This is a genomic window from Labrenzia sp. C1B70 (assembly GCF_000475395.1).
In the GTDB taxonomy this organism is placed as follows: domain Bacteria; phylum Pseudomonadota; class Alphaproteobacteria; order Rhizobiales; family Stappiaceae; genus Roseibium; species Roseibium algicola.
The window spans coordinates 1-26,403 of sequence record NZ_AXCE01000026.1 but is presented as its reverse complement, the minus strand read 5'-3'; the positions used below and the strand labels follow the sequence as shown (position 1 = coordinate 26,403).

The 26,403-nt window shown below is 54.6% G+C and carries 16 protein-coding genes and 5 pseudogenes; 10 read left to right on the top strand and 11 right to left on the bottom strand.

What is annotated here, in order from left to right; all coding sequences use genetic code 11:
* Together Q666_RS66570 and Q666_RS66820 are read left to right on the top strand one after the other, a co-directional pair.
* Positions 1-272: pseudogene (locus Q666_RS66570) on the top strand (aldehyde dehydrogenase (NADP(+))); the annotation flags it as partial.
* A gap of 93 nt (positions 273-365) precedes the next feature.
* Entirely contained in the window at positions 366-668 is a 303-nt protein-coding gene (locus Q666_RS66820; RefSeq protein ID WP_286158862.1) for a DDE-type integrase/transposase/recombinase, read from the top strand.
* Between the two features lie 150 nt (positions 669-818).
* On the opposite strand, the gene trpS is transcribed toward Q666_RS66820, so the two are convergent.
* Both trpS and Q666_RS66000 read right to left on the bottom strand, forming a co-directional pair.
* Positions 819-1,820 carry a tryptophan--tRNA ligase gene (gene trpS / locus Q666_RS54045; protein ID WP_023014577.1) on the bottom strand — a complete coding sequence of 334 codons (1,002 nt, stop codon included), beginning with the start codon at positions 1,818-1,820 and terminating at the stop codon, positions 819-821.
* Between the two features lie 470 nt (positions 1,821-2,290).
* Complete coding sequence (locus tag Q666_RS66000) at positions 2,291-2,581, bottom strand: hypothetical protein (protein ID WP_152533402.1); 291 nt, start codon at positions 2,579-2,581, stop codon at positions 2,291-2,293.
* Between the two features lie 193 nt (positions 2,582-2,774).
* On the opposite strand from Q666_RS66000, the pseudogene Q666_RS66815 reads away from it, so the two are divergent.
* Positions 2,775-2,945, top strand: a pseudogene (locus tag Q666_RS66815) (IS3 family transposase); the annotation flags it as partial.
* A 78-nt stretch (positions 2,946-3,023) separates the two neighbouring features.
* Here Q666_RS66815 and Q666_RS54040 read toward each other — a convergent pair.
* A complete protein-coding gene (locus tag Q666_RS54040) occupies positions 3,024-4,028 on the bottom strand; it encodes a helix-turn-helix transcriptional regulator (protein WP_023002277.1) in 1,005 nt (334 codons plus the stop codon).
* Positions 4,029-4,512: 484 nt separating this feature from the next.
* Here Q666_RS54040 and Q666_RS65075 point away from each other — a divergent pair, with 484 nt between their 5' ends.
* Together Q666_RS65075 and Q666_RS54030 are read left to right on the top strand one after the other, a co-directional pair.
* Positions 4,513-8,652 carry an autotransporter-associated beta strand repeat-containing protein gene (locus Q666_RS65075; RefSeq protein WP_023014576.1) on the top strand — a complete coding sequence of 1,380 codons (4,140 nt, stop codon included), beginning with the start codon at positions 4,513-4,515 and terminating at the stop codon, positions 8,650-8,652.
* Positions 8,653-9,106: 454 nt separating this feature from the next.
* Positions 9,107-11,251 (top strand): EAL domain-containing protein, encoded by a 2,145-nt coding sequence (locus tag Q666_RS54030; RefSeq protein ID WP_023000241.1) that lies wholly within the window; start codon positions 9,107-9,109, stop codon positions 11,249-11,251.
* 356 nt (positions 11,252-11,607) lie between these two features.
* Here Q666_RS54030 and Q666_RS0133675 read toward each other — a convergent pair whose 3' ends face one another.
* Positions 11,608-12,351 (bottom strand): sulfite exporter TauE/SafE family protein, encoded by a 744-nt coding sequence (locus Q666_RS0133675; RefSeq protein WP_023000242.1) that lies wholly within the window; start codon positions 12,349-12,351, stop codon positions 11,608-11,610.
* 72 nt (positions 12,352-12,423) lie between these two features.
* Positions 12,424-13,422, bottom strand: coding sequence for a TerC family protein (locus Q666_RS54025; RefSeq protein ID WP_023000243.1), 999 nt, complete (start codon positions 13,420-13,422; stop codon positions 12,424-12,426).
* 380 nt (positions 13,423-13,802) lie between these two features.
* Here Q666_RS54025 and Q666_RS54020 point away from each other — a divergent pair, with 380 nt between their 5' ends.
* Positions 13,803-14,075, top strand: coding sequence for a hypothetical protein (locus Q666_RS54020; RefSeq protein WP_152533401.1), 273 nt, complete (start codon positions 13,803-13,805; stop codon positions 14,073-14,075).
* A 574-nt stretch (positions 14,076-14,649) separates the two neighbouring features.
* Here the strand turns inward: Q666_RS54020 and Q666_RS54010 are convergent.
* The 6 genes and pseudogenes from Q666_RS54010 to Q666_RS65070 all read right to left on the bottom strand — a co-directional run bounded on the left by Q666_RS54010 (position 14,650) and on the right by Q666_RS65070 (position 20,797).
* The gene (locus Q666_RS54010) at positions 14,650-15,672 is read right to left on the bottom strand and encodes a GSU2403 family nucleotidyltransferase fold protein (RefSeq protein WP_031269035.1); all 1,023 of its coding nucleotides are present in this window, start codon (positions 15,670-15,672) and stop codon (positions 14,650-14,652) included.
* Positions 15,673-16,302: 630 nt separating this feature from the next.
* On the bottom strand, positions 16,303-17,316 hold the full coding sequence (locus tag Q666_RS54005; protein WP_161633236.1) for a caspase family protein: 1,014 nt from the start codon (positions 17,314-17,316) through the stop codon (positions 16,303-16,305).
* A gap of 521 nt (positions 17,317-17,837) precedes the next feature.
* Complete coding sequence (locus Q666_RS54000; protein ID WP_023000249.1) at positions 17,838-18,053, bottom strand: hypothetical protein; 216 nt, start codon at positions 18,051-18,053, stop codon at positions 17,838-17,840.
* A 36-nt stretch (positions 18,054-18,089) separates the two neighbouring features.
* Positions 18,090-18,380 (bottom strand): annotated as a pseudogene (locus tag Q666_RS66810) (relaxase/mobilization nuclease domain-containing protein); the annotation flags it as partial.
* 18 nt (positions 18,381-18,398) lie between these two features.
* Positions 18,399-18,707: pseudogene (locus Q666_RS66805) on the bottom strand (DDE-type integrase/transposase/recombinase); the annotation flags it as partial.
* An 89-nt stretch (positions 18,708-18,796) separates the two neighbouring features.
* Positions 18,797-20,797: an acyltransferase family protein gene (locus Q666_RS65070; protein ID WP_023000251.1), complete on the bottom strand. Its 2,001-nt coding sequence runs from the start codon at positions 20,795-20,797 to the stop codon at positions 18,797-18,799.
* Between the two features lie 531 nt (positions 20,798-21,328).
* Here Q666_RS65070 and Q666_RS53990 point away from each other — a divergent pair.
* The 4 genes and pseudogenes from Q666_RS53990 to Q666_RS66565 all read left to right on the top strand — a co-directional run.
* Positions 21,329-21,601: pseudogene (locus Q666_RS53990) on the top strand (DDE-type integrase/transposase/recombinase); the annotation flags it as partial.
* A gap of 375 nt (positions 21,602-21,976) precedes the next feature.
* Positions 21,977-22,780: a helix-turn-helix transcriptional regulator gene (locus Q666_RS53985; RefSeq protein WP_023000254.1), complete on the top strand. Its 804-nt coding sequence runs from the start codon at positions 21,977-21,979 to the stop codon at positions 22,778-22,780.
* Positions 22,781-22,976: 196 nt separating this feature from the next.
* Positions 22,977-25,538 (top strand): autotransporter-associated beta strand repeat-containing protein, encoded by a 2,562-nt coding sequence (locus tag Q666_RS65065; protein WP_286133770.1) that lies wholly within the window; start codon positions 22,977-22,979, stop codon positions 25,536-25,538.
* Entirely contained in the window at positions 25,535-26,077 is a 543-nt protein-coding gene (locus Q666_RS66565) for an autotransporter domain-containing protein (RefSeq protein WP_023000256.1), read from the top strand. The genes Q666_RS65065 and Q666_RS66565 overlap by 4 nt, the downstream gene beginning before the upstream one ends.
* Positions 26,078-26,403: the final 326 nt, after the last annotated feature.

The window sequence follows — 26,403 nt, the reverse complement described above, 5'->3', positions numbered from 1 at the left end:
CCGAGAAATTCGCGCTTACACCCAAAGCTACCGCTGCACGCGGAACCGAAATCGGCAAAGGCTGGGCGGGATCTCTGACAATGGGGGCCGGTCAATTCTGCACCAATCCCGGTACTGCAGTTGTGCTACCGGGAGCGAAAGAGTTCATAGCAGCTACCGAAGCAGCTCTGAGTAAAGTTGAAAGCCAGACTATGCTTACGGATGGCATCGCCAAGGCTTATGCCGAAGGTGTAGCCCGAATATCTGATGCCAATGGCACAAAAATCTCTTAGGAGACCAAAATTCAAAGAGAGAAGCTAACCCTTTTCTTTTCCACATTTCAGCCAAAGACTGGCTCGCAGATATCGCTTTGCAAGAAGAAGTGTTTGGTCCGCTTGGAATTATTGTGGAAGCCGACAATGAGTGTGACCTATCATTTGCATCAGGGCATTGAGCGCGATCATTTCAGGGCGAAAAAGAACATGCTGAACGTCGGCGGTTTCCGCTCGTTCAACTCAGTCAGAAAATGCGTCGCTGGTTTTGAAGCCATGCTTCGGCTCAAGAAGAGTTTCGGCTTTTCTGGTCAGGGGTGTGTCCGCCAACAAAACGATCTGCTGGCGATGCCCTCGGGGAATGCAAAAGTTAGAGCGAAAGTTTCGAAAGGTCCGTTGATTTCTACGCAGAACTGATCCCGCCTATACTGTGAAAAAGGCCGCTAGGACCTAGGATATTGCGATTGATGTTTGTGGCGACTCGGGCTGATCCGCGGCTCAAATTTCTTTCAAACGGCCGGACTGTGAACAAACCGGACTTGCTCCGGTCTGTCCATCGTAGTTTCCCTACAGCTGAATTAAACCAAGAGCATTGATTACTTCGTGCTTTGTGGTTTCTGTGCGATCACGTGCACGTCTTGTCCCCCGTCGAATGATCTCCACGACGTGACTTCGATCTTTGGCTAGTTGTTCGCGGCGTTCACGGATCGGGGCAAGAAGCGCCTGCAATTTCTCTTCCAGCCGCTTCTTGATGTTCCCATCACCGAGCCCACCGCGTTGGTAATGGGCTTTGATCTCATCCAGTCCCTGTTCGTCGTCATCAAAAGCGTCAAGATAAGCGAAGACGACATTACCCTCGACTTTCCCAGGGTCCTCGACGCGCAAGTGGTTCGGGTCAGTGAACATAGCCCGCACAGCCGCACGGATTGCATCAGGTGAGGCGGAAAGCGGAATGGCATTGCCCCCGGATTTTGACATTTTGCTTGTTCCGTCAATACCCGGCAGTCGCCCGCTTCTGGGTATGACAGCCTGCGCCTCGGGGAGAACGTCGACGCCGGCGGTAGCATTTATTCGGCGTACGATCTCGTTAGTTTGCTCAATGAGCGGCGCCTGGTCCTCTCCCACAGGCACAACGGTTGCGCGGAAGGCAGTGATATCGGCCGCTTGAGCTGCAGGATAGCAGAGGAAGCCGGCGGGAATGTCCCGACCGAAACCGCGTGACCGGATCTCGTCCTTAATGGTTGGGTTTCTTTCCAGACGCGAGACGGTAACAAAATTAAGGTAGAGCATCGACAGCTCCGCCAGGGCTGGAAGGTGCGATTGCAGACAGATTGTCGTGCGATCGGGGTCGATGCCCACGGCCAGATAGTCCAGCGCAACCTCGATCACGTTGCGATGCACCTTGCCTGGATCATGCGCGTTGTCCGTCAGCGCCTGGGAGTCGGCAAGGAGTAGGAATTGCTCGTGACTATCTTGATATCGCAGGCGGTTAGAAAGTGAGCCCGCATAGTGGCCGATATGCAGTGGTCCGGTTGTACGGTCACCAGTCAAAATCACGGGTTTGTTCATGTGCGTTTTCCTCGTGGAAAGAGAGTTGCCGCATGAACGAGCGTGGAAAACGAAAAGGCCGCCCATGCGGCGGCCCTAAGATGAATGGAAAAGTCCGGCCGCCTTGTTAGGAGACCAGCCACCAAAGATTTGCGATCACATTTGTGTTTTCCATGGCAGAAGCATGTATCGATGAAGAAGGAGGTCGTCAACCGGTGTCGTGAAATGGCGTCGAATTGATCTCGGAGTGCTTCCCAAGCGTCCCTTCCCCCCAACAATTGAGTATTGCCCAGAGCAAGTCCCCAGGGACTGCATATTGATGACTTTAGAGCTCGCTCCGATAATCTTTTTACAACCCGATGAGAATACAGACACCGGCGAGGAGCCAAAAGAAGCGGGCGTGGTTACCTGAATAGATAATTATTGAGGAATTACATGATCGACTATGTGCAACTGAATTACTCGGATGCCTCTTGAAACACAGTTCCGTATTAATTTGATGACCCGCCTTCCGGTAGCAGTGAGGTACGAAGATTCAGTGTCATTAGTGTAAGAGCGGCAGAGAGCTCAGGGGCATTTTCTTTGACATTTGCTGCGCCAGTTTCGATCTGGTTGAGTGTTTGTCCCAGTTCCTCAGCTGTCAAATTTCCAGAGCGCAATAGAACTTTGAATATAGCAGAGAACATGACGCAACAAGCTCCGCTTAATGCTTCAATTTTTTGCTTAGCGAGTTGTTTGCTGAGTTCTTTGACCATTGCCTCAACTTCTGGTGATAAAGACATTGTAAAATCCTCAGTGTCTGGGAAATTATCCTATTCAATTGCGCAAGCCTTGTCATTTGCAGAAATTGCTCCGATCGCCGAAAGCAGACCATTTGTATTGAAGTTTTCCGCAACCATGCACTGAGACCGAAGTTTGGAAACCGGGGGAGGGAGACGATTGTCGCCCGGGACGGCAGGGAGAAACATGCCATAAGCCCTGAGGCCTGCCCTCAGAAGTAAACTGGTCGACGAGATGCACGCGGACTGGGCGGTGTTCATACGCCGTGCCTACGCGGAGATCAGGTTTGATCCGGCAACCTATCGATATAGATCCCGTCGACCGAGTCAGTTCGCTTTGCAACAGCGGATGAGAGAGACTTGTCAGGAACTAACACCATGGGGTAGGTAAACGACTTTTCTGCCGCCCGCAGTTGAACTATCCTAACGCTACCGTGTTTGATATTTACCTCATTGACCTCGCCTGAGTATATTTTGATGAAGGTTCCGTAACCTGTCGTAAAGTTTTCGTTGTCGTGCCGGTCCAGCTCTTGAACGCTCGATAAAACGAGTTTTGATTCTGGTATCCGAGCAACTCTGCGACTTCAGCGACCGGTCGCTGTTCAATCTCAAGGTATCGGGTCGCCAGTAATCGTCTCTGCTCGTCCAAGATGGCCCGGAAACTGGTCCCTTCGGCTTTCAAAAGCCTCTGAAGCTTGCGAGCACTCAGATTGAGATGTTCGCTGACAGTTGCGATGTTGCAATTTCCGGTCAGCATACTTTCCAGCATCACGCTCTCAACCCGTTCGCTCATAAGCATCCGATGCCTGGGATGAGTCCTTCCTTCGCGCTGGCTAGTGTGGTCCGATGAATTCTGTTTCCGGGTGGTCAGTAACGGGCGATTTCCGTCGGTAAGTGTGAATTCAACAAAAGCGCGTTTGGACTCGACCGGTGTAACGCCAAGGTAGGCGACGTCGTCGGTCCGAACTTTATCGGCGGCAATTATTCCTACCTCCAAGGGTTGGATTTGACGGCCAGTATACGTCCTCCCAAGCTCTACAAAATACAGTATTTCACAAAGAAGCACCCAGTGCAGAAGGACAAACTCTGGCGAAAGCGGTCTTATCTCGACGCGGAATCGATCATCGATAATGCAAACGGAAAGAACTGTACCATCGTAAGGGCCCTTCAACTCGGCAAGCCGTTCATACCCGCTGAGTAGCGTGTCACATCCGGCGAACGCCATGGTGCTGGATGGCCGGGGCGTACGCGCCCGGAACATGGCTAGCGTATGTGAAATATCGTTCCGACCGCTCACTTGTTCGATTGCTCGATCCAATGCGCAGAGTTCTATGGCGTTCACCTGCCGGGTCTCGTCGGACAGATAGTTGGCCGGCAATCCAGCGTTCCTCAGAACTATCTGCTCGTCGAGATCAAGGACTCGAATGATGGATTTCAAGGTTTGCGGCATGAGTGAAAATTGCTGAAGTTGAAGTGAACTTTAAAAAATTGATTCTGTGCCTGTTGTCCAGGTTCCCACTACAGGTTTGCGACTAAGCATCGATACGAATCGATAATATTAAATCACGCTTTGTCGTCTTTTGCGAGAAAATTTGCACGTCCTGTTAGATACAAGTCACTGATAATTTTGAAGAATAGCAAAAGTTCCCTCCTAACGAAACGAGTCCTCCGGCAGACGAAACAATCCATCGCAGACCAGCATCGAAAACTGCGGCAACGAGTCGAACTCAGGCAAGAAGGTGTTTTTGGACAGTTTCATTGCATGGCAGATCTCCCGTTGCCGCCTGCCAAGCATTCGATCGACAAGTTCCTGCTAATCCTGACCACCTGAAGCGATGGAACCAGGGCACCTTGCGTTCAAGGGCCATTTCCTGCGCTTTGCACTTCGAGACAAAAAACCAATGAACATTGGACCACGCCCTTCACGACTCCGCATGTTTCTGCTGCTTTCATCCGCCCTTGTTTCTTCTGCGCTGGCCGATCCCGGTGATGGTGGCGGGGGTGGCTTTACATCCGGTGAGAAGCCTGGAACTTCATCGCTAACAGGTGTGGGTGGCGACGCAGATACACCATTTGATAGCAGTGGCGGCGGTGGTGGCGGCGGAGCCGGCGTCACAGGCGGCGCCGGGGGTGTTTCTCCAGGTGGCGCAGGCAACGGCGGTAACGGTGGCTCTCACGGGTTCATCGGCGACGGTTCCAACCTGAGCAGTGGTCCACTTTCCATCCAGGCGAGCAATGGCGGCAATGGAGGCGACGCATCAAACGTATATTCCGGCGGCGGCGGCGGCGGTGGCGGTGGATTTGGAGTAGTCGCAACCAACTCTTCTTCCCTTAACGTTACTAGCGGCAGCATTGCCGGCGGTTCGGGCGGAACAGGCGGAGCATCCTCAGGTCGGTACGCGGGAGCGGGCGGAAGCGGGGGCTACGGGCTCGTCCTGAACAACACGTCCGGAACCCACACCATCGACGCAACTGTTTCGGGGGGCAACGGAGGCAATGGTGGAGACGGCGAATACGGTAGTTCCAACAACGGAGGCAATGCAGGGGATGCGATTTTCCTGACCGGCCATTCAGCTCCGGTTACAGTTATAATTGAGGGGACAGTCACGGGCGGCGACGGCGGCAATGGCGGCTCCGCCACAGATACCTACAGCTCTGACGGCGGAGATGGCGGCAACGGTGTGAAGGGAAGCGATGTCAATGTCGTTCTTTCCGGAAAGGCTCTAGTCTCGGGGGGGGCCGGCGGAATGCCCTTCGCCAGTCCGAGCAATCCGTCTGACACCGGCACGGCTGGCTCGGATGGTCATGCCATCGCCTTTACAGGGGGCAGGAGTTCGCTTGAGCTCCAGGCCACCTCGGATGGATCGACCGCCACGCTCAATGGCGGCATCTCCCATGCAGGGTCAAACGATATCCTAAAACTCGGTGGCAACAACAACGCCAACTTCGCTCTCTCGGGTTTGTCCGGAACGTTTAGCGGCTTCGGTTCTTTTCAGAAAACCGGGACTGCGACCTGGACGCTAACCGGCACAACGTCCTCAACAAAAGACTGGACGGTTTCCACCGGAGTGCTGAAACTCTCTGGCGGCAGCATCGCCGGAGCGGCCAGTATCGAGAGTGGAGCGACCCTTCAATTCGACCAAACCATAGATGCCAACCATTCCGCCTCCATCAGTGGGGCTGGTGGCCTGAGAAAGACCGGCAGCGGCACGCTGAGCTTGACGGGCACCAACACCTATTTGGGCGGAACGGCTGTGTTCGCCGGAACGCTGGAAGCCAACTCAACGGCAATCTCCGGCAATATCAACGTCTTGTCAGGCGCGACAATGCGGTTCAATCAGATGTCAATTGGCAGCTATTCCGGGGCAATCTCCGGGGCCGGGCGCTTTGAAAAAAGTGGCGCCGGCACGCTGAGCCTGACTGGCACCAACACCTATTCCGGCGGAACGGCTGTGTCCGCTGGAACGCTGGAAGCCAACTCAACGGCAATCTCCGGCAATATCAACGTCTCGTCAGGCGCGACAATGCGGTTCAATCAGATGTCAATTGGCAGCTATTCCGGGGCAATCTCCGGGGCCGGGCGCTTTGAAAAAAGTGGCGCCGGCACGCTGAGCCTGACTGGCACCAACACCTATTCCGGCGGAACGGCTGTGTCCGCTGGAACGCTGGAAGCCAACTCAACGGCAATCTCCGGCAATATCAACGTCTCGTCAGGCGCGACAATGCGGTTCAATCAGACGTCAATTGGCAGCTATTCCGGGGCAATCTCCGGGGCCGGGCGCTTTGAAAAAAGTGGCGCCGGCACGCTGAGCCTGACTGGTACCAACACCTATTCCGGCGGAACGGCTGTGTCCGCCGGAACACTGGAAGCCAACTCAACGGCAATCTCCGGCAATATCAACGTCTCATCGGGCGCGACAATGCGGTTCAATCAGACGTCAAATGGCAGCTATTCCGGAGCAATCTCCGGGGATGGGAACTTTGAAAAAAGTGGCGCCAGCACGCTCAGTCTGACTGGTACCAACACCTATTCCGGCGGAACGGCTGTGTCCGCCGGAACGCTGGAAGCCAACTCAACAGCCGTTTCCGGCAATATCAACGTCGCGTCGGGCGCGATGATGCGGTTCAATCAGACGTCAAATGGCAGCTATTCCGGGGCAATCTCCGGGGATGGGAACTTTGAAAAAAGTGGCGCCGGCACCTTGACCATGACAGGAACCTATTCGCTCACCGGTGAAACCCTGTTGAATGATGGCGAACTTTTTTTCAATGCCTCCGATCTCGTGTCCTCGACGAAATTCAATCTGGCCGGCGGCGACCTAACGGTGTCCGGCAGCGGGACCGCAACCATCAGGGAACTGAAGGTTAGCAGCACGAGCGCGCTTAAACTGGACGGGGTGAAACTGAACGTGACCAATGCTGTCAGCTCAACTCAGGGCGTCACGCTAACGGGTGGTGGAACGCTGAACCTGGATCAGACCGGCAACATCTTCGGAGGTGGAGTGACACTGTCGAATGGCACGCTAATCGTCGGCACGGATTCTTCCAGGAGCGCTGCCAGTCTTGAGGCGAACATTTCCGTCGCCAGCGGCGCTACCCTTGGGGGGCATGGCTCTATCACAGGCAACGTCATCCACAACGGCCGGCTGGCGCCTGGCAATTCCATCGGCACGACAACGATCAACGGCAATCTGTCCGGTTCGGGAACGCTCGAAATTGAAGTGGACGGCGACACGTCCAGCACGCCGAGCGCTGACAAGCTGATTGTCAATGGTACGGTCGACGTAAGTGCCATGACCCTGGACCTTGTCCTCTCGCCGACAAGTGTTGCGAACTGGTCCTACGGCCCGACGGGCCCCTTTACCATCATCGAAAACGACGGCAGCGACGCGGTCATGGCGCCATTCGCCACGGTGACAGACAATCTGACTTTTCTGGACGCCTCCCTGAACTACAAAGCCGGGACCGGCAATGACGTTGCCTTGACCCTTTTGCGCAACGACATCGACATGGTATCCACCGCTCAAACATTCAACCAGACCCAGGTCGCGGCAGCGATTGAAAGCCTGGGAAACACAAATCCGGTTTATCTGGCAGTGGTGACGACCGTTTCCGATGAAGCTGCGGCCCAGGTTGCATTCGACAGTCTCTCTGGAGAGATCAACGCGACATTGCGCTCCGTACTGGTGAGCGACAGCCACCAGACCAGAGATGCCGCCTTATCGCGTCTCCAGGGCCGCGACACCTCGGGTCAGAATCTTTGGGGCTTCGCGATCGGCACCTGGGGTCGCTACGGTTCCAGCGAGGAAACTTACCGAGCCGAGAGCACGACAGGCGGTTTCCTCGTGGGCTACGACCACGCTATCTCCGAGCCCCTCACGCTCGGTGTCCTGGGAGGTTACACCCGCACCAACGTCTCAGTGAACCAGCTGAATTCAAAGGCAGTCACCGACAGCTATCACCTTGGCCTCTATGCCGGTGGCGCCTGGAACGGACTGACCTACAAGGGTGGTATCGCGACTGCCTACAACAAGACAGGGGTCGACAGGGACGTGAGAGCGACAAGCACGCTGTCACAGTCTCTGAGCTCCGACCAGACGATCTATTCCTCTCAGGTCTTCGCCGAAACAGGTTATGAGTTTCACACAGGCGGGATCGTCATCGAGCCGTTCGCTGGCCTTGCCCTGGTACATCTGGGAAGCAGCGAGTTTACCGAAAACGGCGGCACCGCCGCTCTCTCAGCAGATGGACAGGGTGATGACACGGCCTTTTTCTGGGCGGGTGTAAGGGCAGAGTCCGCATTCAACCTGTTCGGGGCAGATGTAACCGCGAAAGCAGGCCTCGCCTGGCAACATGCCAGCTTGGAAAATGTCTCTTACGAGCAGGCGTTCTCTTCCGGAGGGGACCGTTTCACGGTCAACGGAGCGCCCTTCGCTCAAGACATGGCACTTGTTGATGCAGGGCTGGGTGTCGACCTAGGGGCAAATACGAACCTTGCGGTTTCCTACTCTGGACAGATTGCAAGCAAAACTCAGAACCATGGCTTGAATGCCCGGCTGTCGATACAATTCTGACCCGGCCCCGTTCAAGATTTACGGTGCCAAGTCGCCTTCTGCGCCTCGCTGAGAATAAACGACATCAAGTCAAACAGACAGCCAGGAGAGCGCGACAAAAACAAAAAAACCGGCGGACTGACCGCCGGTTTCATAAGGTCACATTCATTTGTAGCTACGCTGTCAGGTGCCTACTTCCTTCAGGAAGGCGGTAACCGTGCGGCGTGTGCCCTTGGTTTCCAGATCGAGGGTCCCGGCTGCCTGGGCTAGTGGAATCCCAGAAATCAATTCCGCGTCCATAGCTCCACGTCGGCTCATATACAATTCGCGACAGTCCCTGAGGGATATCAACACTCCAGGCTCCTGACCGCTGGTGTAGTTGATGCAACAACTAAATTCGCACGAGGACCGTCAATTTAACCGTAACATTTAGATGTTAAGGCATGCGTAGGTATTTATACGGATCAATTCACACATGTTTAACGTCTTAGATTGCGTATTCTATCAGCACAATATTGCTCTTGTGGCCTTGGCCGCTGTGGTCTGCCTGTTTGGCTCAGCCGTTACACTGCGGCTTCTAAGGCGAGGTGTTCGCGCTGACAGGGCCCAACGAGTGGGCTGGCAATTCTTGGCAGCTGTCGCTGGTGGTGGGAGTGTCTGGACAACCCATTTCGTTGCGATGCTGGCATTTGAACCAAATGCTCCCGTGTCATTTGATCCCGCTCTGACTTTGCTCTCTCTTGTCATAGCGATAGTCGGTCTTTTTACCAGTTTCCTTCTCAGCGGTTTGCAAAACGGTAAAATTCTCCCAGGACTAGGGGGAGCTTTTGCGGGTATATCTTTTGGGGCTATGCACTACGTTGGAATGTTCGCCTATCGCACTGTTGGCTTGGTTGAATGGCAATTCGGCTACATCGTCGCATCGATCCTGTTTTCAGCTGTTTGCTCGGCCGCTGCGATAATGCTCATCTGGCGGCGTTATCTCGGAACGAAGCGATATTGGGTTTCCGTGTCGTTGATGGTCTTCGGCATAGTTGGCCTACATTTTACCGGTATGACTGCGTTTCATGTTACACCGATGTCTCAAAATTTCCAGGAGGTTGACACTCGGGCAGTAGTTGCACTGGCATTGGCCATCACCGTTGTTGCCTTGATCGTTGTAGGCACGGGACTAACAAGTTTTCTAATTGATACCAATGTGCGATCCACGTCCAAAAGGCAGCTTCATCACGTTGCGACACATGACTCACTTACAGGTCTGCCTAATCGTGCGAGTTTTCGGGAAGTACTTACTGATGCCGTCAACGCCGACCTTACATCCGCCAAACAGTTCGCCGTGATTGGTATAGATCTCAATCGCTTTAAGCAGATCAATGATACATTCGGACATGCCGCAGGCGACGAGGTGTTACGTATCCTCGCACGCCGGATGGAGCAGATACTGAAGCCGGACGAATTTATTGCCCGTCTTGGCGGCGATGAATTCGCAGCGATCAAGCCCTTTGACAACCGCGATGAAGTCATTGCTTTCGCTGAACGAATCCGGGGTGTCTTCAATCGCCGATTAAAAGTTGGGTCAATGGAAAATGTTATCGGAGCAAGCCTCGGTGCGGCGGTCTGGCCAGATGATGCCCGGACTCTAGACGATCTGGTGAACAACGCCGACCTCGCCATGTATCATGCCAAACATGCGTTTCTAGAGACGATTTGTTTTTATGACGCCGAAATTGGTTCAACAGTGCGCAATCGACGTCAACTCGCTGAAGACTTGCGACGAGCTCTAGATCGGGGCGAACTTCAGGTCCACTACCAGGTTCAAATGTCGCTGGACCAGACCCATGGTATAAAGGGGTACGAAGCATTACTGCGCTGGACACACCCGGTACTTGGGTCGATTTCACCGGCCGAGTTTATTCCAGTCGCTGAAGAAAACGGGTTGATATCTTCACTGGGAGCTTGGGTGCTCCACCAAGCTTGTCAGGATGCAGCTGAATGGGAGCCTACTTACAGAGTTGCAGTGAACGTATCTGCAGTTCAGTTCATAGATTCCAACTTCCCCAGTTTCGTGCAAGAGGCATTGGCGAAGACTGGATTACCGCCGCATCGCTTGGAACTCGAGTTGACCGAAACCGCTCTCGTGAAGGACAAAGTGCGTTCTTTACACATCATGAAACGGATTAAGGACCTAGGCGTTGGTTTAGCTCTCGATGACTTCGGAACCGGCTATTCTTCCCTCGAAACGCTGCGCACTTTCCCATTCGACAAAATTAAGCTTGATCGGGCATTTGTTGGTGGCATGGAACAGGACCGCCAATCAAAAGCAATCGTTCGCGCTGTTCTGGCGTTGGGACGAAGTCTGGATATTCCGGTTCTTGCGGAAGGTATTGAGACACCTGAGCAAATGGCTCTCTTGCAGCAAGAGGGCTGTGATGAAGGACAAGGCTTCTTCTTGGGCCGCCCCTCCCAAGTGGACGATCTCATTCAACACGGTGGCCCGAAGCGCAAGTACGACAGCCCAAGCATAAAACAAACGAACAGCATGACTAGGGAACCCAAGCGCGAAACAGACGCATTTTGCGATCCGGTCTCGCCGGTACAGGCATCGTTTGCGTCAGGTTAACCGCTGGTGAAAGATCCAAAGACTATCAAGCGGCGATGAACCCGAGCGATAATGTCAGGTTTAATTCGTTGGGCGAATTTCGATTTTCTGCGACAGGTTGAGGTTGTTGTGGGCCTGAGAATGACGCGTATCGTAGCCAAATAGCAAGTTCGCACAACCGCGAAGGGCGTTGTCATATTGTTTGGAGATTGGACTCGAGGCGGGATCAATGCGGTGTGAGCGGCAGACGAAGCGGCAAGCGGACACGGTTCTGCTCGGTCTTTTGGAGGCTATTGTTCGGTTTGATCCGTCTCGTGTGCAGTTCTCCCCATCCGGAATTAGTCACCGAGTGCTCAATAGCACCAACAGAACTAAATCTAGAACCTGAACAGTCGGGCGAGTTCCCGAACAGAAAGCAGAATGATCAGCATGCCAACCATCAACATCATTGGTCGGTCTGGCATTCGCTTCACGACAAGAGCGGCCACAGGCGCTGCCAGTACACCGCCGATGATTAAACCCAATATGATGGGCCATAACTCAAGCCCAACGGTTAGAATAAAAGTGCCTGAAATTGCCACCGTGACGAGAAATTCGCTTGCATTGGCAGAACCAATTGCTGTTCGGGCGACCCCTCCTTGACCGATGATACTTGAAGTGACGATAGGTCCCCAACCACCACCGCCTATCGAGTCCAGGATGCCCCCAATGAACCCGAGAGCAGGCAGCATGCGAGCTTCTGCTGGATCAGACTTCCTTTCAAATACTGCCTTACCAACAATCCAAAGCCCCATGGTACCAAGGTAAATGGCGACGAAGGGTCGAAGTGTTTCTCCCGCGATGGTGGACAGAAGTAACGCACCACAAATCCCTCCGATCGCACCGGGCACAGCCAATCGAAAAACCATACCCCAACGAACATTCCCGAACCGCCAATGGGATAAGGCCGAAGCACCAGTTGTAAACACTTCGGCAGCGTGAACACATGCGCTTGCAGTTACCGGCGGAAATCCCAACCCTAGCAATACTGAGGTGCTGGCTAATCCATAGGCCATTCCAATGGCACCATCGATAAGCTGGGATGCAAAACCCACTGCAACAAACAGAATAAAGTCAGACATTTCGTTGAACTCTGATGGGATGGTTGCAAAGTGTCCAGCCGGGACATCCTGAAGCTTTTTTACCTTAGGGGCTTACTTACTCGGTCTCGTGGGTCGCGGATTTGTAGCGCTCATTGGAGAACATTCCGGTGGTCGCTGTGAAAACAACGAGAGAAAAATCCCACCGGTGATTAGCAGCACCGTGATCACCAGCGACAAAGCTGGTGGAAATTTCTCCAGAGGGAATAATTCAGCGAGGAAAATCTTGCTGCCGATGAACACCAGAACAAGCGATAGCGCATATTTTAGATAGGTGAACCGAGCGATGAGAACCACAAGGACGAAATACAGCGCTCGAAGCCCAAGGACTGCGAAAATGTTGGACGTGTAGACAATGTAAGGATCAGTCGTAATCGAGAAAATCGCTGGAATAGAGTCAATTGCGAAAATGAGGTCGGCGGTTTCGACCATGAAGAGCGTCAACAGCAATGGTGTTGCAAGAAGTCTCGATCCGGAGCGGATGAAAAACCGGTGTCCGTGGAGACCGGACGAAAGTGGCAAACATCTACGTAACAACCGCAGAACTGGGTTGTCGGTGACTTCAAATTGATGATCACCGTTCAAGAGCATCTTGACGCCAGTAAATATGAGAAACACTGCGAAGACGTACAAAACCCACTCGAAGTGGGAGACGATTACCGTACCTGCGCCAATCATCAAACCGCGCAAGACAATTAACCCCACAATCCCCCAGATCAGGACCTTGTGCTGATAAGCTCTTGGTATCGCGAAGTAGCTGAAGATAAGGGCAATGACGAACACATTGTCCAATGACAGGCTCTTTTCGACGACATAGCCTGTCAGGTAGAGCATCGCGGCGTGAGCGCCGAGTATCTGGCAGATCCAAAGGCTGAACAGCAACCCCAAGCTGATGTACAACGCGGAAAGAAGCAGGCTTTCTCTAAGACCAATCTCATGTGGACGGCGGTGTAGAACGCCCAAGTCGAAAACGAGCAGCCCTAGCACGAGTGCAAGGAACGTTCCCCACATCCATATCGGTTCACCCATCACTTCCGTCAGCAACAGGTTCATGATTCTAGTTCCACCAGCGCCAATAACTGACACCGAGCACGAAAAAGGGCTGGATAATCGTGCAGGGCGCGCTCAAATCGCGCTGGAAGGACGTGGGACGCAAAATGCGGCTTTACAAGTGGCTGATTAAGAAAAGTTCTGCACTACTTCTCTCACCCACTTCCGTCAGAAAAACAAGCTAGAGGAAAGGACTTGCTCTCTCAAATAAAGTCAAATGTTTGACCGAAGATGACGTCGAATTTATTTTTTTAGTCTAATAGAAGCTTGGTCGGGAGCGAATTATCTGAATGCTTAGACGGTTAGTGACCGCACGAATGCTGACTTTTAGCGAAATAATCAACGCCTCTCGCTAGATTTCTGATATCCTCTGGATGGTAATCATGTCCTCTCAAATTGAAGACAATGAAGGTGATCAACCGAAACGGTTGATCACCTTTGGCACTATGTTTGGGTTTGTGTCTGCAGTCGTTCTCGTAGACACACTACTACTCACCTTTGCGTTCCTAATTCTATGGGCGTTGGCTGGGTATTTCAGGCTTTCGTTGGTCCCATTTGCCATTCTAAATGCGGTGATCTTGTTGCCGACAGCCTGGGCTTGTGCACGGGTTGGTATACTGGCGTTCGAGGCCGAAACGGATCCGGCAAACAACTGAGCCTCTTCCAAACACCATCGATCTGATGCCCGGGTCTACTGGTCGTAGTCGGTCAGCTCAGAGACCTCAATCTCTGATCTTTCTAGTCTGTCGAAACCACTCGATGATAAGATTTATCACTGACAGGTGTAGCAATGCACGCAATCCTTGGTACCGTGTTCCTTTGCTTGAGTTCTCTCTACTTTGCAGGTGCGTTTCTTGTATTTCGTAAAATCCGCATCAGCGAACGAAGGTTTGGTAACGCGCTGAGCACCTCAGTAGCATTGATTTGGACGACCTTCTCCGCACTCGCACTCGTTGAGTTCACAAAGTCTGGGCTGGATTGGCAGACCGAAATTATTTCGCTTGGCCTGGGTTTCTTGTCCAGTTTGGCCGCGGTTTGCGTTGTCGCACTTAGCATTAGCGCTTGGCTCGTTAACCGATCGAGAGCGGTCTAATACCTGCGCAACGAGGAGGTGCCGAGACGAGTCTGTCAAAGAAACGTCGGCAAACGTCCGCAAAACGTTCGTTGGTACACCTGCGTTCGGCCACGTGATTGCCGGAGACCCGGGATTGAACCTGCGATTGTACGGACTCATAGTATTGACTGAAGCAATTTGGCTGTGGTTGGCATTTGCTGCAGACTCGCTAAGATCCTCGTTCGCCACGCTGAACCGGACTCAATCGCCAGCTGGTACGCTTCTACCAGATCGTCGGGTCTGGTTTCGCTCAAGGCTTCAATCAGGAATGCCGCCTGCGCGCGGTCCTTGTGTGCTTTGAGTGCGTCCGGTCCGCCTTGTCTTCGGTCAGCGACAATCAGCTTGTGAACTGCAAAGCGTTCTGGCTTCGGGATTTGCACCAACACTCCGGATCTATACAGAAAGGGTACTCGAATTGGATCGGCAATCAGGTAATTGAGAAAATGCAGACTTTGAGCGTTCACCCCAAGGGCGGGAAGATCGCGGATGCCTTCGTCTTCTTCAAATGAAGGCGTCAGGAATTCCACCAACGTCTGGCGATTTGACTGCCGCCAACGCCAGGTTTTGCCGCTCTCAAGCGTTGGCAGCGGATCGAAGTGAAGCTCGGAAAAGACCTCTTGCAACGGCGGTTCGACTGTATCGGCGAGAGCCAGGGACAAGCGCTCAAAACTCGCGATGTCGATATCGTCTGTTGTAGCCGATTGATCGAAACCAATCCGGACGCCAAGCTCTCCTTCATAACAGCGAAAGGCATGCGTGCCGACGATCGTACCTCCCAGCAGAAAGACACCGGCTTTCGCCATTGCCGAGACAACCTGACCGGAGCCTACATCCGCGAACAGATACCCTTCGGCTCGCAACACACGCATCAACCTGGCTCGCTCGAGATCTGCCTGCTTGGCGGCATCTGCGATTTCAGTTTGCCGATTCAATCGGTTGCGCAGCTCGGGGGTGTCTTCTCCGATGTAACGATCGACCGTCTTGTTACCAAGTCGGTAGTGATCATACCAATAGGTTTTTGCGCCGACTGTTTTGGATCGAGGCACTCCTCGGAGGTCCGAAACAGCACGGTCAACCAAAGATCGTCGCAGGTCAGTCCAAGCTGCAATACCGATTGCGCTATGATAGCTCACGGACATATTTACCCCACATAATTTTCTCTGTGGGGTAAGTGTATCATCTTTCATACCCCGCAAACTATTTTTTGTGGGGTATTGTTCAGAAGCTGTTTCAGAATGAAAAAGCAGCGTGCTCGATTGTCAGGCGAATGTCTTAAGAGCACGCTGCAGTTCTAGTGCACATGATCAAAGGTGCTCAAGAATATTACCGTAACTTTGTGAAAGTATAAATTTGTCAAAATTACGAATTTTTGTTCATAAATGCGATTTATGTTCGGTGTAATGCTACTTCTATTTATTACTAACGTAATATATAAAACATTTTATCTAAATCATTTTTGAATATTAAACGCGTTGCAATTCCAGGATTAAAAATCTCAAAATGATAGAAATGTCAGATTTGTTATTTATAATAATGGCTTATTGATAATTCAAGGAGCGCGCGAGCACTTGGATATCTCAACTGTCAGTCAGTTTATTTCCGTAGGGTTAGTTGTTAGTATTTACATATTGTTAAGGCATTATTAGCGGTCGATGGTTCCGTGCATTCATTGCAACAAAATGGCCTGGCCGGGTGTCTTTCGATATCCGACCAGGTCGATATGAGCTAGGGCGTACGTCCCCGCGTCGCCATCTATTGCGAGTAACTGATCAGAACACCCAGCCGGTAGTGATCCAGGTGACCTCCTGGTCACCTACATACACCCCGACCTGAGCCGCGGCATTTGGGTCGTCCGGATCGGCGTAAAACCACAGGTGGGCGTCTTCGCCTTCCTGTGTCTTGAAATAATAGCCGGAGCCCTCGTTTTCCGAGTTGCGGAGGTCCGCGGCAGAGAAGATCTCGTCGTAACTTCCGTGAACCAGGATTGCCCCTTCGCGAAGGCAGACTTCCAATACCGGCTTACCCGCATCGTTGATGATCAGGCTTTCTGGTCCAGTGTCGAATTCCAGATAGTCATCGACACGTTCAAGAGCGATCACCTTTCCTGTTGCCAGGCACACATCCTCTTCCGAGGCCTTTTCCAGAGGTTGCTCCAGGGTAAGTTGCACGTGAACGGACAGCGTGCCTTCGGTATAGGGCAGCTGCTTGTTCGCCGTTTTGGTGCGCACAAAATTGGTAATGTCGATCAGTGCATCGCTCAACTGCACGTTTTCTTTGGCTGTCAATACAGAAGAGAAAGCCTCCATAAACGGGCTGTTATTGCCCTCGCCGTCATATGCCCGGTGGTTCGGCTGAGCGGAGTAGATCACCATCAGATCCTGAAGCTGATGGTTGACCCGAGACAACCCCTTCGCGCTGGGATCAAAGATCTTTTCGAGCGAACGAGTGGAAGCAAACGGGTTGTCGCGACAAGCATCGACGATGAGCAGCTTAACCTTCGCGCCCTGCGCGTAAGCGGCCAGAAATTCTTCCATTCGTACGGCAGTGTTCTCGAAAGTTGCCTTGTTTTCGGCACCCGTGTCTGTTGCCAGCAGGTAGTTTACGTTGCCCGCCTGTACCCCGTGGCCCGCCAAATCAGCATCGCGGACCGGATTGTCGAGAGGACTAACATTTAAGTAGTGCGAGTTGCCAATGATCAGTGCCACCTTCTGTGCAGCCACGGCAGACGGTAACGCCATGAAGGACAGAAGAAGACTTGTCAGAACCGCGAGAAGACACTTCATAGTCACCAGGCTCCCGTTGCGCCAAATGAGTATCCGCAGATCTGCGCGGATGCAGGCAAGCTTAACCGGCGGATTGGTTGAGAACCACATACAACGTGGAGTGAACCGCTATTTTTGTTTCAGACTTTGAACAGCGAAATCAAGGCGCGTAACTGCTGCAGCTCCGGTGACAAAATTTCTATGTGACTGCAACTGGCTAGGAAAACTATCTTCGATCAATCGGATGTTCAGCTCAAATTGAAGCGCCATAAGTTTATCGGGACATCCCTTTCGATTTTCGGGGCCTAATCTGACGTGTGCGGATTTTTTTCGGTTCTTGGCCGGCAATGATCTGAAAGTATGATTTCTGTAGCTCGAGCGCTTCGCGGGCTTCGGCATCAACACCTGCCTGTTGCTCCAAAAACCGGCGCCAAGATACCCGCTTGCCGGTGTTGCCTCCGGTCATGCGTTTCCAGGCGGGATGTCGTTCAAGACGCGGATCGATCGGACGGCGTCGATATTTGGATTTGGGCTTTGTCCGGTTAAAAAAACCGGTCTTGTTTGCGATAAGGGCCGTATTTGTCTTCAAGGTTCTTTTTCGAAAACAGCCGATCAACGGCGCTGGCTTTTTCCATGGTGCCGGTGTCGATATCGCGGAACACGACCCCGGCCCCACGTCGGCGAAGCTCAACGCCGTAGAGCGCAAAGCCTTCGTGCAATTCCTCCCAGGTTTCTGCGACACGAGGGAACGCAAGCAAGTCGGTCTTGTGTTCCTTCAGGTATCCGGAGAAAGACTACTCCCAGGAGTTGGCTTCCTTGTCCCGGGCTTTCTGGTTTTCCTGATCATTGTGCATACGGTCTTTATCCGGGCCACGGCCCTGGACCACCTCTAAGCCGTGTTCCTTTTCCAGCTCGGCCGCGGTCAACTGCAGGACTTGGAAATCGCGGAATGGGGTATGCATCCGGAAAGTTTCCGGGTGCACGAGGTTGAACTGGATATGCATGTGGAAGTTTTCGGTGTTGATGTGGGTCCCGACCACGCGCTGATGATCTTCCAGCCCGAGGGCTTTGGCGAACTCCTGTTCGATATCCTTCAGAACATCCCCGTTCGCGTCAACTGCCCGCCAGAGCCAGTGTCTCCGACCGTTGATCGGAATAACCACTTCGTCCAAGTGCCATTTATCGGCCGCACCGGGCCTGTCGCGCTTGATACAATCCGCGAAATGGCAACCAAACCGGTTCATCCAGTTTCGGACCGCTTCCCGGCTGACCGTGATGCCTCGTTCGGCCAGAAGATCTTCGACATCGGCCGTACTGAGCGCAAAGCGATGGTAGGCCCAGACGGCATACGCGATGATCTCGCGCGGGAAACGATAGCCCTGCAGGCGCGGCAGAATAGATGGTGTCTTCATCCAGCTCGAATAGACGGTTCAGAAATCCCAAACAACTTGGCAATGCCAGACCCCTACTTGTTGCCGGAAAGTATTGCGACAAACCCCATTTATGACCCTGCTTCAAGGCCCTTCGTGGCTTCGGCATTCTTCACGCTCAATGCGTTGAGCGTTTCGTGTGCCGCGATCCATTCCGCAACCATCTTCTCACCACAGGAGGTGAGATGATCGGAATCGCGGAACATTACGCACCGGTCGAAAAACGGGCTTTCAGGCATCGGGTAGAGGTCAGCGAATTTGACATAACGAAAGCTGCGTCTTTGCGAACTTTCCAATACTGCCTTGTCCAGCAGGGCAAGATTCTCTTGTGCTGATTTCGCCATTTTGCGGCTCGACAAGTCGAAAACGGCTTCAACTGGGTTATGACCGTAGTCTGGGAACGGCCCAAGCCAAACAGTCTTCGTATAGGCTGAAAGATCCGTCATCAGTCTAGCAACCTTCTCTACATCCGAGCGATTTAAAGTACTCGGTTCAGTCCCGACAGATAGGTCATTCCGCGGGCTCCAGAATGTTGACGCTGTCTGATGATAAATGACCTTTTGGATATGCTCTTCGTTCCGCTCCACGAAAGGAGTAACCTGATTTCGATACCAGTTCTTTGCATACGATTTGTGGGCCTGATGGCTATGGATAGCAAGACCCAGGAGAAAATCAAACGCTTCTGTTTTTGCCAGAACGTTGTAGATGTTCATGCCGTGACTGTCGCCGATCACAACTGTGGCGGGTCCGTAACGATCTACGCAGCGCGCAAACCGGCTTTCGGTTTCGACGTTGATGTCCATGCTCGAAAAAACACAATCGCCGTTGTCATACATCGCGTCTTCAAAGTCATAGCTGATCGAGCGAAGAACGGTTTCGTAGGTCGAAGCAATGTCTTCTGGGAACCGGTAGTGTATAAAGCCGTATGACCGGGTACCGGTTGTTGAGACAAGAACGAGTACTGTCATCACAGCAATCGCGGTTCTGAAGGATAGCGCTAACGAGACCTGCGCCCGATTTCTGAACGGCACTTCTACAAAGCGCCACGACAAGTAAGCCTGCGGCAATATCAGTAGGCAAAGCGCTGCCATCACCCAGGCAGAGAGTGGGCCATTGGCATAAAGCCGTGCGAAAGCGAAGATTGGCTGATGCCATAAATACGCGCTGAAGCTGACCAAACCCAGGAAGACCAGCGGTTTGTTGGAAAGAAGTCGATAGACGACCTTGCCACTGCGAGAAAACAAGAAGATCAGGGCAGCGCCGGTCACAGGAATGAGCGCATGAGCTCCGGGAGTCACTGTGTTGTCGTTGAACACGGGAAAGGACACCAGAACATGGACCAGCCCAACACCGGCCAGGAAGTCGGCCGCTTTGCCTGGGACGCGAGTGTTCACTCCACCGCGATATGCGAGCGCACAAAAGACGCCGGCAAGGAGTTCCCAGATGCGAGCGGGAAGTAAAAAGAACGCTGCCGGTTTGTGCCCCGATTGAATGAGCGTTTGCGCGAGCGCGAGACTGACCACAAAACCGGTTGTCAGGATTAGCAGTGCCGCGGCTTTTCTTGATCGCACGAGCGCCAGGAACATGAATGGAAAGAGGACATAATACTGTTCCTCCACCGCAAGGCTCCACGTGTGCAGCAATGGCTTCAGCTCGGACGATGTCTCAAAGTATCCGGCTTGACCCCAAAAATGAAAATTGGATGAGAACGAAAGCACGTAGAGTACACTTTCGAAAAACTGCCGGGACTGAAGCGGGTTCGGGATAGTCAACGCAAACGGAACGCAGGCAAGGATAACCAGAAGCAGTGCTGGCAGGATGCGCCTTGCGCGCCTTTCAAAGAATTTGACGACCGAAAACCGACCGGTTTCCCACTCGCGCAAGCTGTTGGCGGTTATCAGGAATCCGCTGATCACAAAGAATATGTCAACACCGACGAAACCACCCCGAAAGCCAGGGACGTTGGCGTGAAACAGGATCACAGCAGAAACGGCGATACCGCGCAGGCCGTCGATATCCGGACGATAGCTGAACAGGCTAGCCGGACTTACTGGAGGGTATGTTTGAGACAAAGGAAGAACCGAAAAGAGTTACGAAATTAGGTGTTTAGGGTGATTTGCGAGAGACAGAAGCCCCGTTGCAAAGGAACACGCGGCAAATATCAGGAGCTGCAATATATGTCTCGCCTTCAACCTTGTTGGGTAGACGCCTAATTTCGCTAGGGGCCGTGATGCCCCTAGTTTTCGATGCGTTCGATTTTGATGGTGGCGTGGCAGAGGGATTTGACGTCTGGATCAAAGGTCCATTTAATCGCACCGAAACCGGTCAGACCCTTGATCTGACCTTCGCTGACCGTGTACCCACACCTGATATCGACTCCCTGATTTTGACATCTCAACGACAGCTATATAGACAATCAACTATATAGCTCTCGTTTTCTAAAATTCAGGCTAGTCTCGTCGCTTTAGCATTAATAGCAGCTACAGGCCCTTGCTGGAGTGCTTTAGAAGCGAGTAGCCGTCCTAGACTGAGAGAAAGCAGTTAGATACCGACATAATAAAAAACCTATTGCCCGAACTACTTTTCCTCCGCCTATCGGGGATGCGGTTGATGGCGGCCTGCTTGCTCCGGATCCGGTGCACTATGTGACCAAGCATTTGCAACAGGGTATCGAGAGCGATCATTTCAGGGTGAAGAAGAACATGCCGAAGGTCGGTAGGTTCCGCTCGTTCAACTCAGCCAGAATATCCATCGCCGGTTTTGAAGCCATGCTGTGGCTGAAGAAGGACTTCGACTTTACCGGTCAGTAGAGCGTTCGCGAACAGAACGATCTGCTTGCGGTGCGCTTCGGACTTGGAAAAGTTAACGAAGCCTGAAAGGCGCTCCCCAAACGGGAGAAACCTCCCAAAGGCAAAAGTTGCGACACGCCCTCAGGGGTGAACTCTGTCCATTTCACCAATTCGCGAACCTCGCCGTCTGATATGGGAATTGAAATTGCCGCTTTTTACCAGAGACAAATTTTTGCAACAAAACCAGTCAACTTTAAGCTGACCAAATCCGTGCGTTAATTGGGGCTGTGAAAGGGTGCTCACAGAAAATAGCCCTCACTAGGTGAAACAACTGGTTTAACTCCAACAGGATGCTTTCCATTTGAAAACCTTGGGAAGGACCCATGCGCCCTTTTTATTGCCGGTGATGTGGCGTATCCAGACACAATACAACTCACCTTTTCTGTCTCTCCTGGAAACCTCATGCCGTTTGCGCCGACGTCACTCGAACGTATTTATTTGCTTTGGGACAAACTGGCCGACTACGACGTCGGGGATATCCACGCCTCGCGCCGGTTCCTACTCGAGACGATCTGCGGCCTCATTGACGCGCAGAATTCGGATTGGATAGGCTGTGTACGATTGAACTCGCCCCAGTCGCGCGATCCGATGAAAGGCTGGCGCCCGCGCACGCTGTTCACCCTGAACCCCTGTGACCTTACCAGCGTGGCAATTGATGCGGCTTTCGAGGAAATGGACAAGGGTGAACCGGACATCACCACCACGCGCAACGTGGAACTGGCCGGAACTTTCCGGGTCCTCAGCCTGAAGGAACTGGCCACCCCGGAGTGGTTCGAAGGGCCTTCCTACAAAAATTACTACAAGGCGCTCGACCGGCAGGATTCTCTTTGGGCCGGCATCCCGATCAATGAGGATGCAGAAATCCAGATCGGCTTTCATCGCAGCTTCGCCCGTGAGCCTTTCACTCCTGATGATCAGGAAATCGTCTCCCACGCGCTGCGAGGTATTCGCTGGTTCTTCAAGCATCAGATGCTGGGAGAAGGTGTTGGCGTGGCAAGCGCTCCACTGACTCGGGCCGAGCAGCAGGTATTGCAAGGCCTGTTGCTTGGCCTGACGGAAAAGCAGATCGCCGAGCAGAACAACCAGAGCCCTCATACCACCCACGACCACGTGAAGCGGATCTTCCGCAAATACGGCGTGTCCAGCCGTTCGGCGCTGATGGCGCTCTGGCTCGGCAAGGGATTGATTTCAAACAATAACCCCTAAACAGGGGATAGCGCCTCACCCCCGACAGCGGCAAAAAGCGGCTGCTGAAACAACTTGCGCCGCGAGAGAGCCGCGCCCGGCTTCCGTATCGAAATCCCGGCGCCTGGCCACATGGCGCCGCGAGGAAGGGGACCGATGGACACCAACGACACAATGGCTTGCGGGTCTCGCAATACGACAAACCCGGAGCGAGCGGGTGCGTCACACGCTCTCAGGACCGCTCTCCTGCTCGGTACGACGCTGGTTGCCGCAGCCGCCAAGTTCCGGAACCGCTCAGGCCAGGGGAGGCAAGGGCGGCAACGGCGGTATCTTTTACAGGCCCGGGCTCGGCGGCGCGGGCGGTTTAACCGGGAGCGCCGGAAACAACGGAACCACCCAGATGGGGTCATCGCAGCCGGGCAACGGCGGTGGCGGCGGTGGCGGTGCCGGCGGCTTTGCTGGCGGAACCGGGGCCAGCAGCACCCCCGGGGGTGCTGGCGGCGATGGCGGTGCGGGCGGCACGCACGGGCAGACGGTCTCCACTTCGACAACGATTACAAGCCCCACCACGGGCAATAACGGCGGCGATGGAACCGATGGCGAGGCGGGCACTGCAAGCCCCTCCGGTGGCGGTGGCGGTGGCGGCGGCGGCGAGGGTGGCCATGGCGTCGTCGTAGACGCCGCCGTGACGATAACCAACAACACAGATATCACGGGTGGCACGGGCGGTCAGGGCGGGCAGGGTGGAGCCGGAGCCGGCGGAGGCAGCCAAGGATCCATCGGCTTTGGCGGCGGCGGCGGGGTCGGCCTCTCCACCTCGGTGTCCGGCGTGACGGTGATCAACACCACAACGTCCACAATCACGGGCGGCAACGGCGGCGCCGGCCAGGCGGACGCAGCAGGCGGTGCCGGCGTCAGGGGCGCTGGCCTCACCAACGTCAACAGCGGCACGATTTCCGGCGGGCTCTCCCACAGTGGCAGCACCCGCGCCAATGCCATCGAATTCACCTCAGGCACCAACATTCTGGAGCTGAGAGCGGGTTCGACGATCACCGGCAATGTCGTCGCGGGCGGCACCAGCGACACGCTTGTTCTGGGAGGCGATACCAGCCCGGCCGCAAGTTTCGATGCCGGAGAAATCGGCACCAAATACACCGGCTTCGAAGTCCTGTCGAAGACAGGAAACTCCACGTGGACCCTGACCGGTACGAGCACCCATACCGTCAACACGACGGTCGAGGCCGGCACCTTGCAGGCTGGCTCGGCTGGCGCATTGGCCGCAAACACGGTCTACACGGTCAATGGCGGCACACTCGACCTCAACGGGTACGATCTCACGATGTCGGCGCTTTCCGGTACCGGTGGAACCGTTTCGTTGGGCAGTGCGGGGCTCACGGTGAACCAGTCGGGCACCACAACATATGGCGGTGTGATCAGCGGCACCGGTTCGCTGAGCAAAACCGGCGCGGGCACGTTGACCCTGACCGGGACGAACACACATACCGGCGGCAAAACGATTTCCGCCGGCACGCTGCAAATCGGCAGTGGTGGCACCAGCGGCAGTCTGACCGGTAATGTCACCAACAATGCGGCTCTCATCTTCAACCGCAGTGACGCGCTTACATATGGCGGGGCAATCAGCGGCACCGGTTCGCTGAGCAAAACCGGTGCGGGTACGTTGACCCTGACCGGGGTGAACACACACACCGGGGGGACCACGGTTTCCGGTGGCAGGCTGGTGGTCAACGGGCGCATCGGCGCGACGACCCTGAACGGCGGCACCGTGGGCGGGTCTGGCACATTTGGTAATGTGACCGCCAATTCCGGCAGCACGATCGCGCCTGGCAATTCCATCGGCACTCTCAATATCGCCGGCAACGTTTCCTTCGCCGCTGGCTCGACCTATGACGTGGAAGTCGATAGCGCCGGGAACTCCGACAAGATCGCCGCCACCGGGACCGTGACCATCGACAGTGGCGCCGCAGTCAAAATTCTGGCGGAAAACGGTACAGACGATGGCTCCAGCTATGCTCCGTCCAGCACATACACAATCATAACCGCAGGCACGGCTGTTACCGGCACGTTTGGCACGGTCAGCGAGAACTTTGCTTTCCTCGATGCCGAGCTGTCCTATGGCGCCACCTCGGTGACCCTGGATCTGATCCGCAACGACACAAGCTTTGCCGATGTGGCGCACACCGCCAACCAGCGGGCGGTGGCAGGCTCCCTCAGTGGGCTTGCCTCCACCAGCGACCTCTACCGGGCTGTCGCGGGCCTGAACGAAACCCAGGCACGGCGCGCCTATGACAGCCTGTCAGGCGAGATCCATGCCTCGCTGCCGGCCATGTTCCTGAGCGACAGTGCCCGGCTGCGCGACACGGTGACCAGCCGCATTCACGATGCCTTTGCCGGCTTTTCGCAGATGCCCGAGATCGCCTTCAACGGTCCGGTCGGCCCGCGGGGGCCTGGCCTGGGCACCGGTTCAGGCTTCAACCTCAGCACCTGGGGCAGCGCCTACGGGGCCTATGGCAAGCTCGACGGTGATGGCAATGCAGCCACGCTCTCGCGCAGCACCGGCGGCGCCCTCGTCGGTCTTGAGGCAACCGCCTGGCCCCAGGCCCGCTTCGGGCTGCTGGCCGGTCTCGGCCAGAGCCAGGCAAGCGTTTCCGCGCGGGCGTCCTCGGCGGATGCAAACAGCTACACCCTTGGCGCCTATGGCGGGGTGCGCCTTGCCGACCTCGGTCTCACCTTCGGCGCCGCCTATAGCTGCACGATGTGACAAGTGAGCGCGCCGTTGCCGCCGGCGGTCTGAAGGACACGCTCACCGCCGACTACTGGTCCCGGACCGCGCATGTTTTCGGCGAAGCCTCCTATGCCCTGGAAACACACTGGCTGCAGGTCTCTCCCTTCGCCGGACTGGCGCTCCTGCATCAGCAGACCGACGCCTTCCAGGAGCAGGGCTCTGCCGCCCTGGCACTCACCGGAGATGGCTCCAGCCAGCTTCTGGGCTCAAGCACGCTCGGCCTTCGCATGTCGAAAACCCTCACCACCACCGACGGTATCTACGCGGCGCTCACCGGCGCCCTCGGCTGGCGCCACGCTATAGGCGATCTGACGCCCGATCAGCGCATGGCGCTGTCCGGTCTTGATCCCTTCACGGTCCAGGGCGTGCCCCTCGACCGGGACACAGCCCTTGTCGAGGCGGGACTTGCCCTCACCATCACCGAGCGCGCCACCCTCGGCCTTTCCTACCAGGGAGCCTTCGGGGAAAACGCAAGGGACCAGGGAGCAAATGTAAGGGTCAATATCAGGTTCTGAGGGAGGTCACCGTTTCGGACCTTCGCGGGCTCTCGCCAGGAATCCAAATGCGGGCCATGTGGTCCCAGGTTGTCAACGTCAGCACTGCGCTTCCATAAACGTACTCGCTGCGCGGGAGGGTGTGTGGTGAGGTTCCGTAGAACCGTCTGAAGCTCAGGGCAGGTAGAGGCTGACGTCCGAGCATGCAGTTCCTTACTACAGGAAGAACTCTCCATGACCATTTTTCAGACGGATACTGCGATCACATCGCTGCGCCAGCACATGCATCATGACATGGTGATGCGGGGCCTTGGATCCCATACACAGGCATTGCCAACTTATTCTGG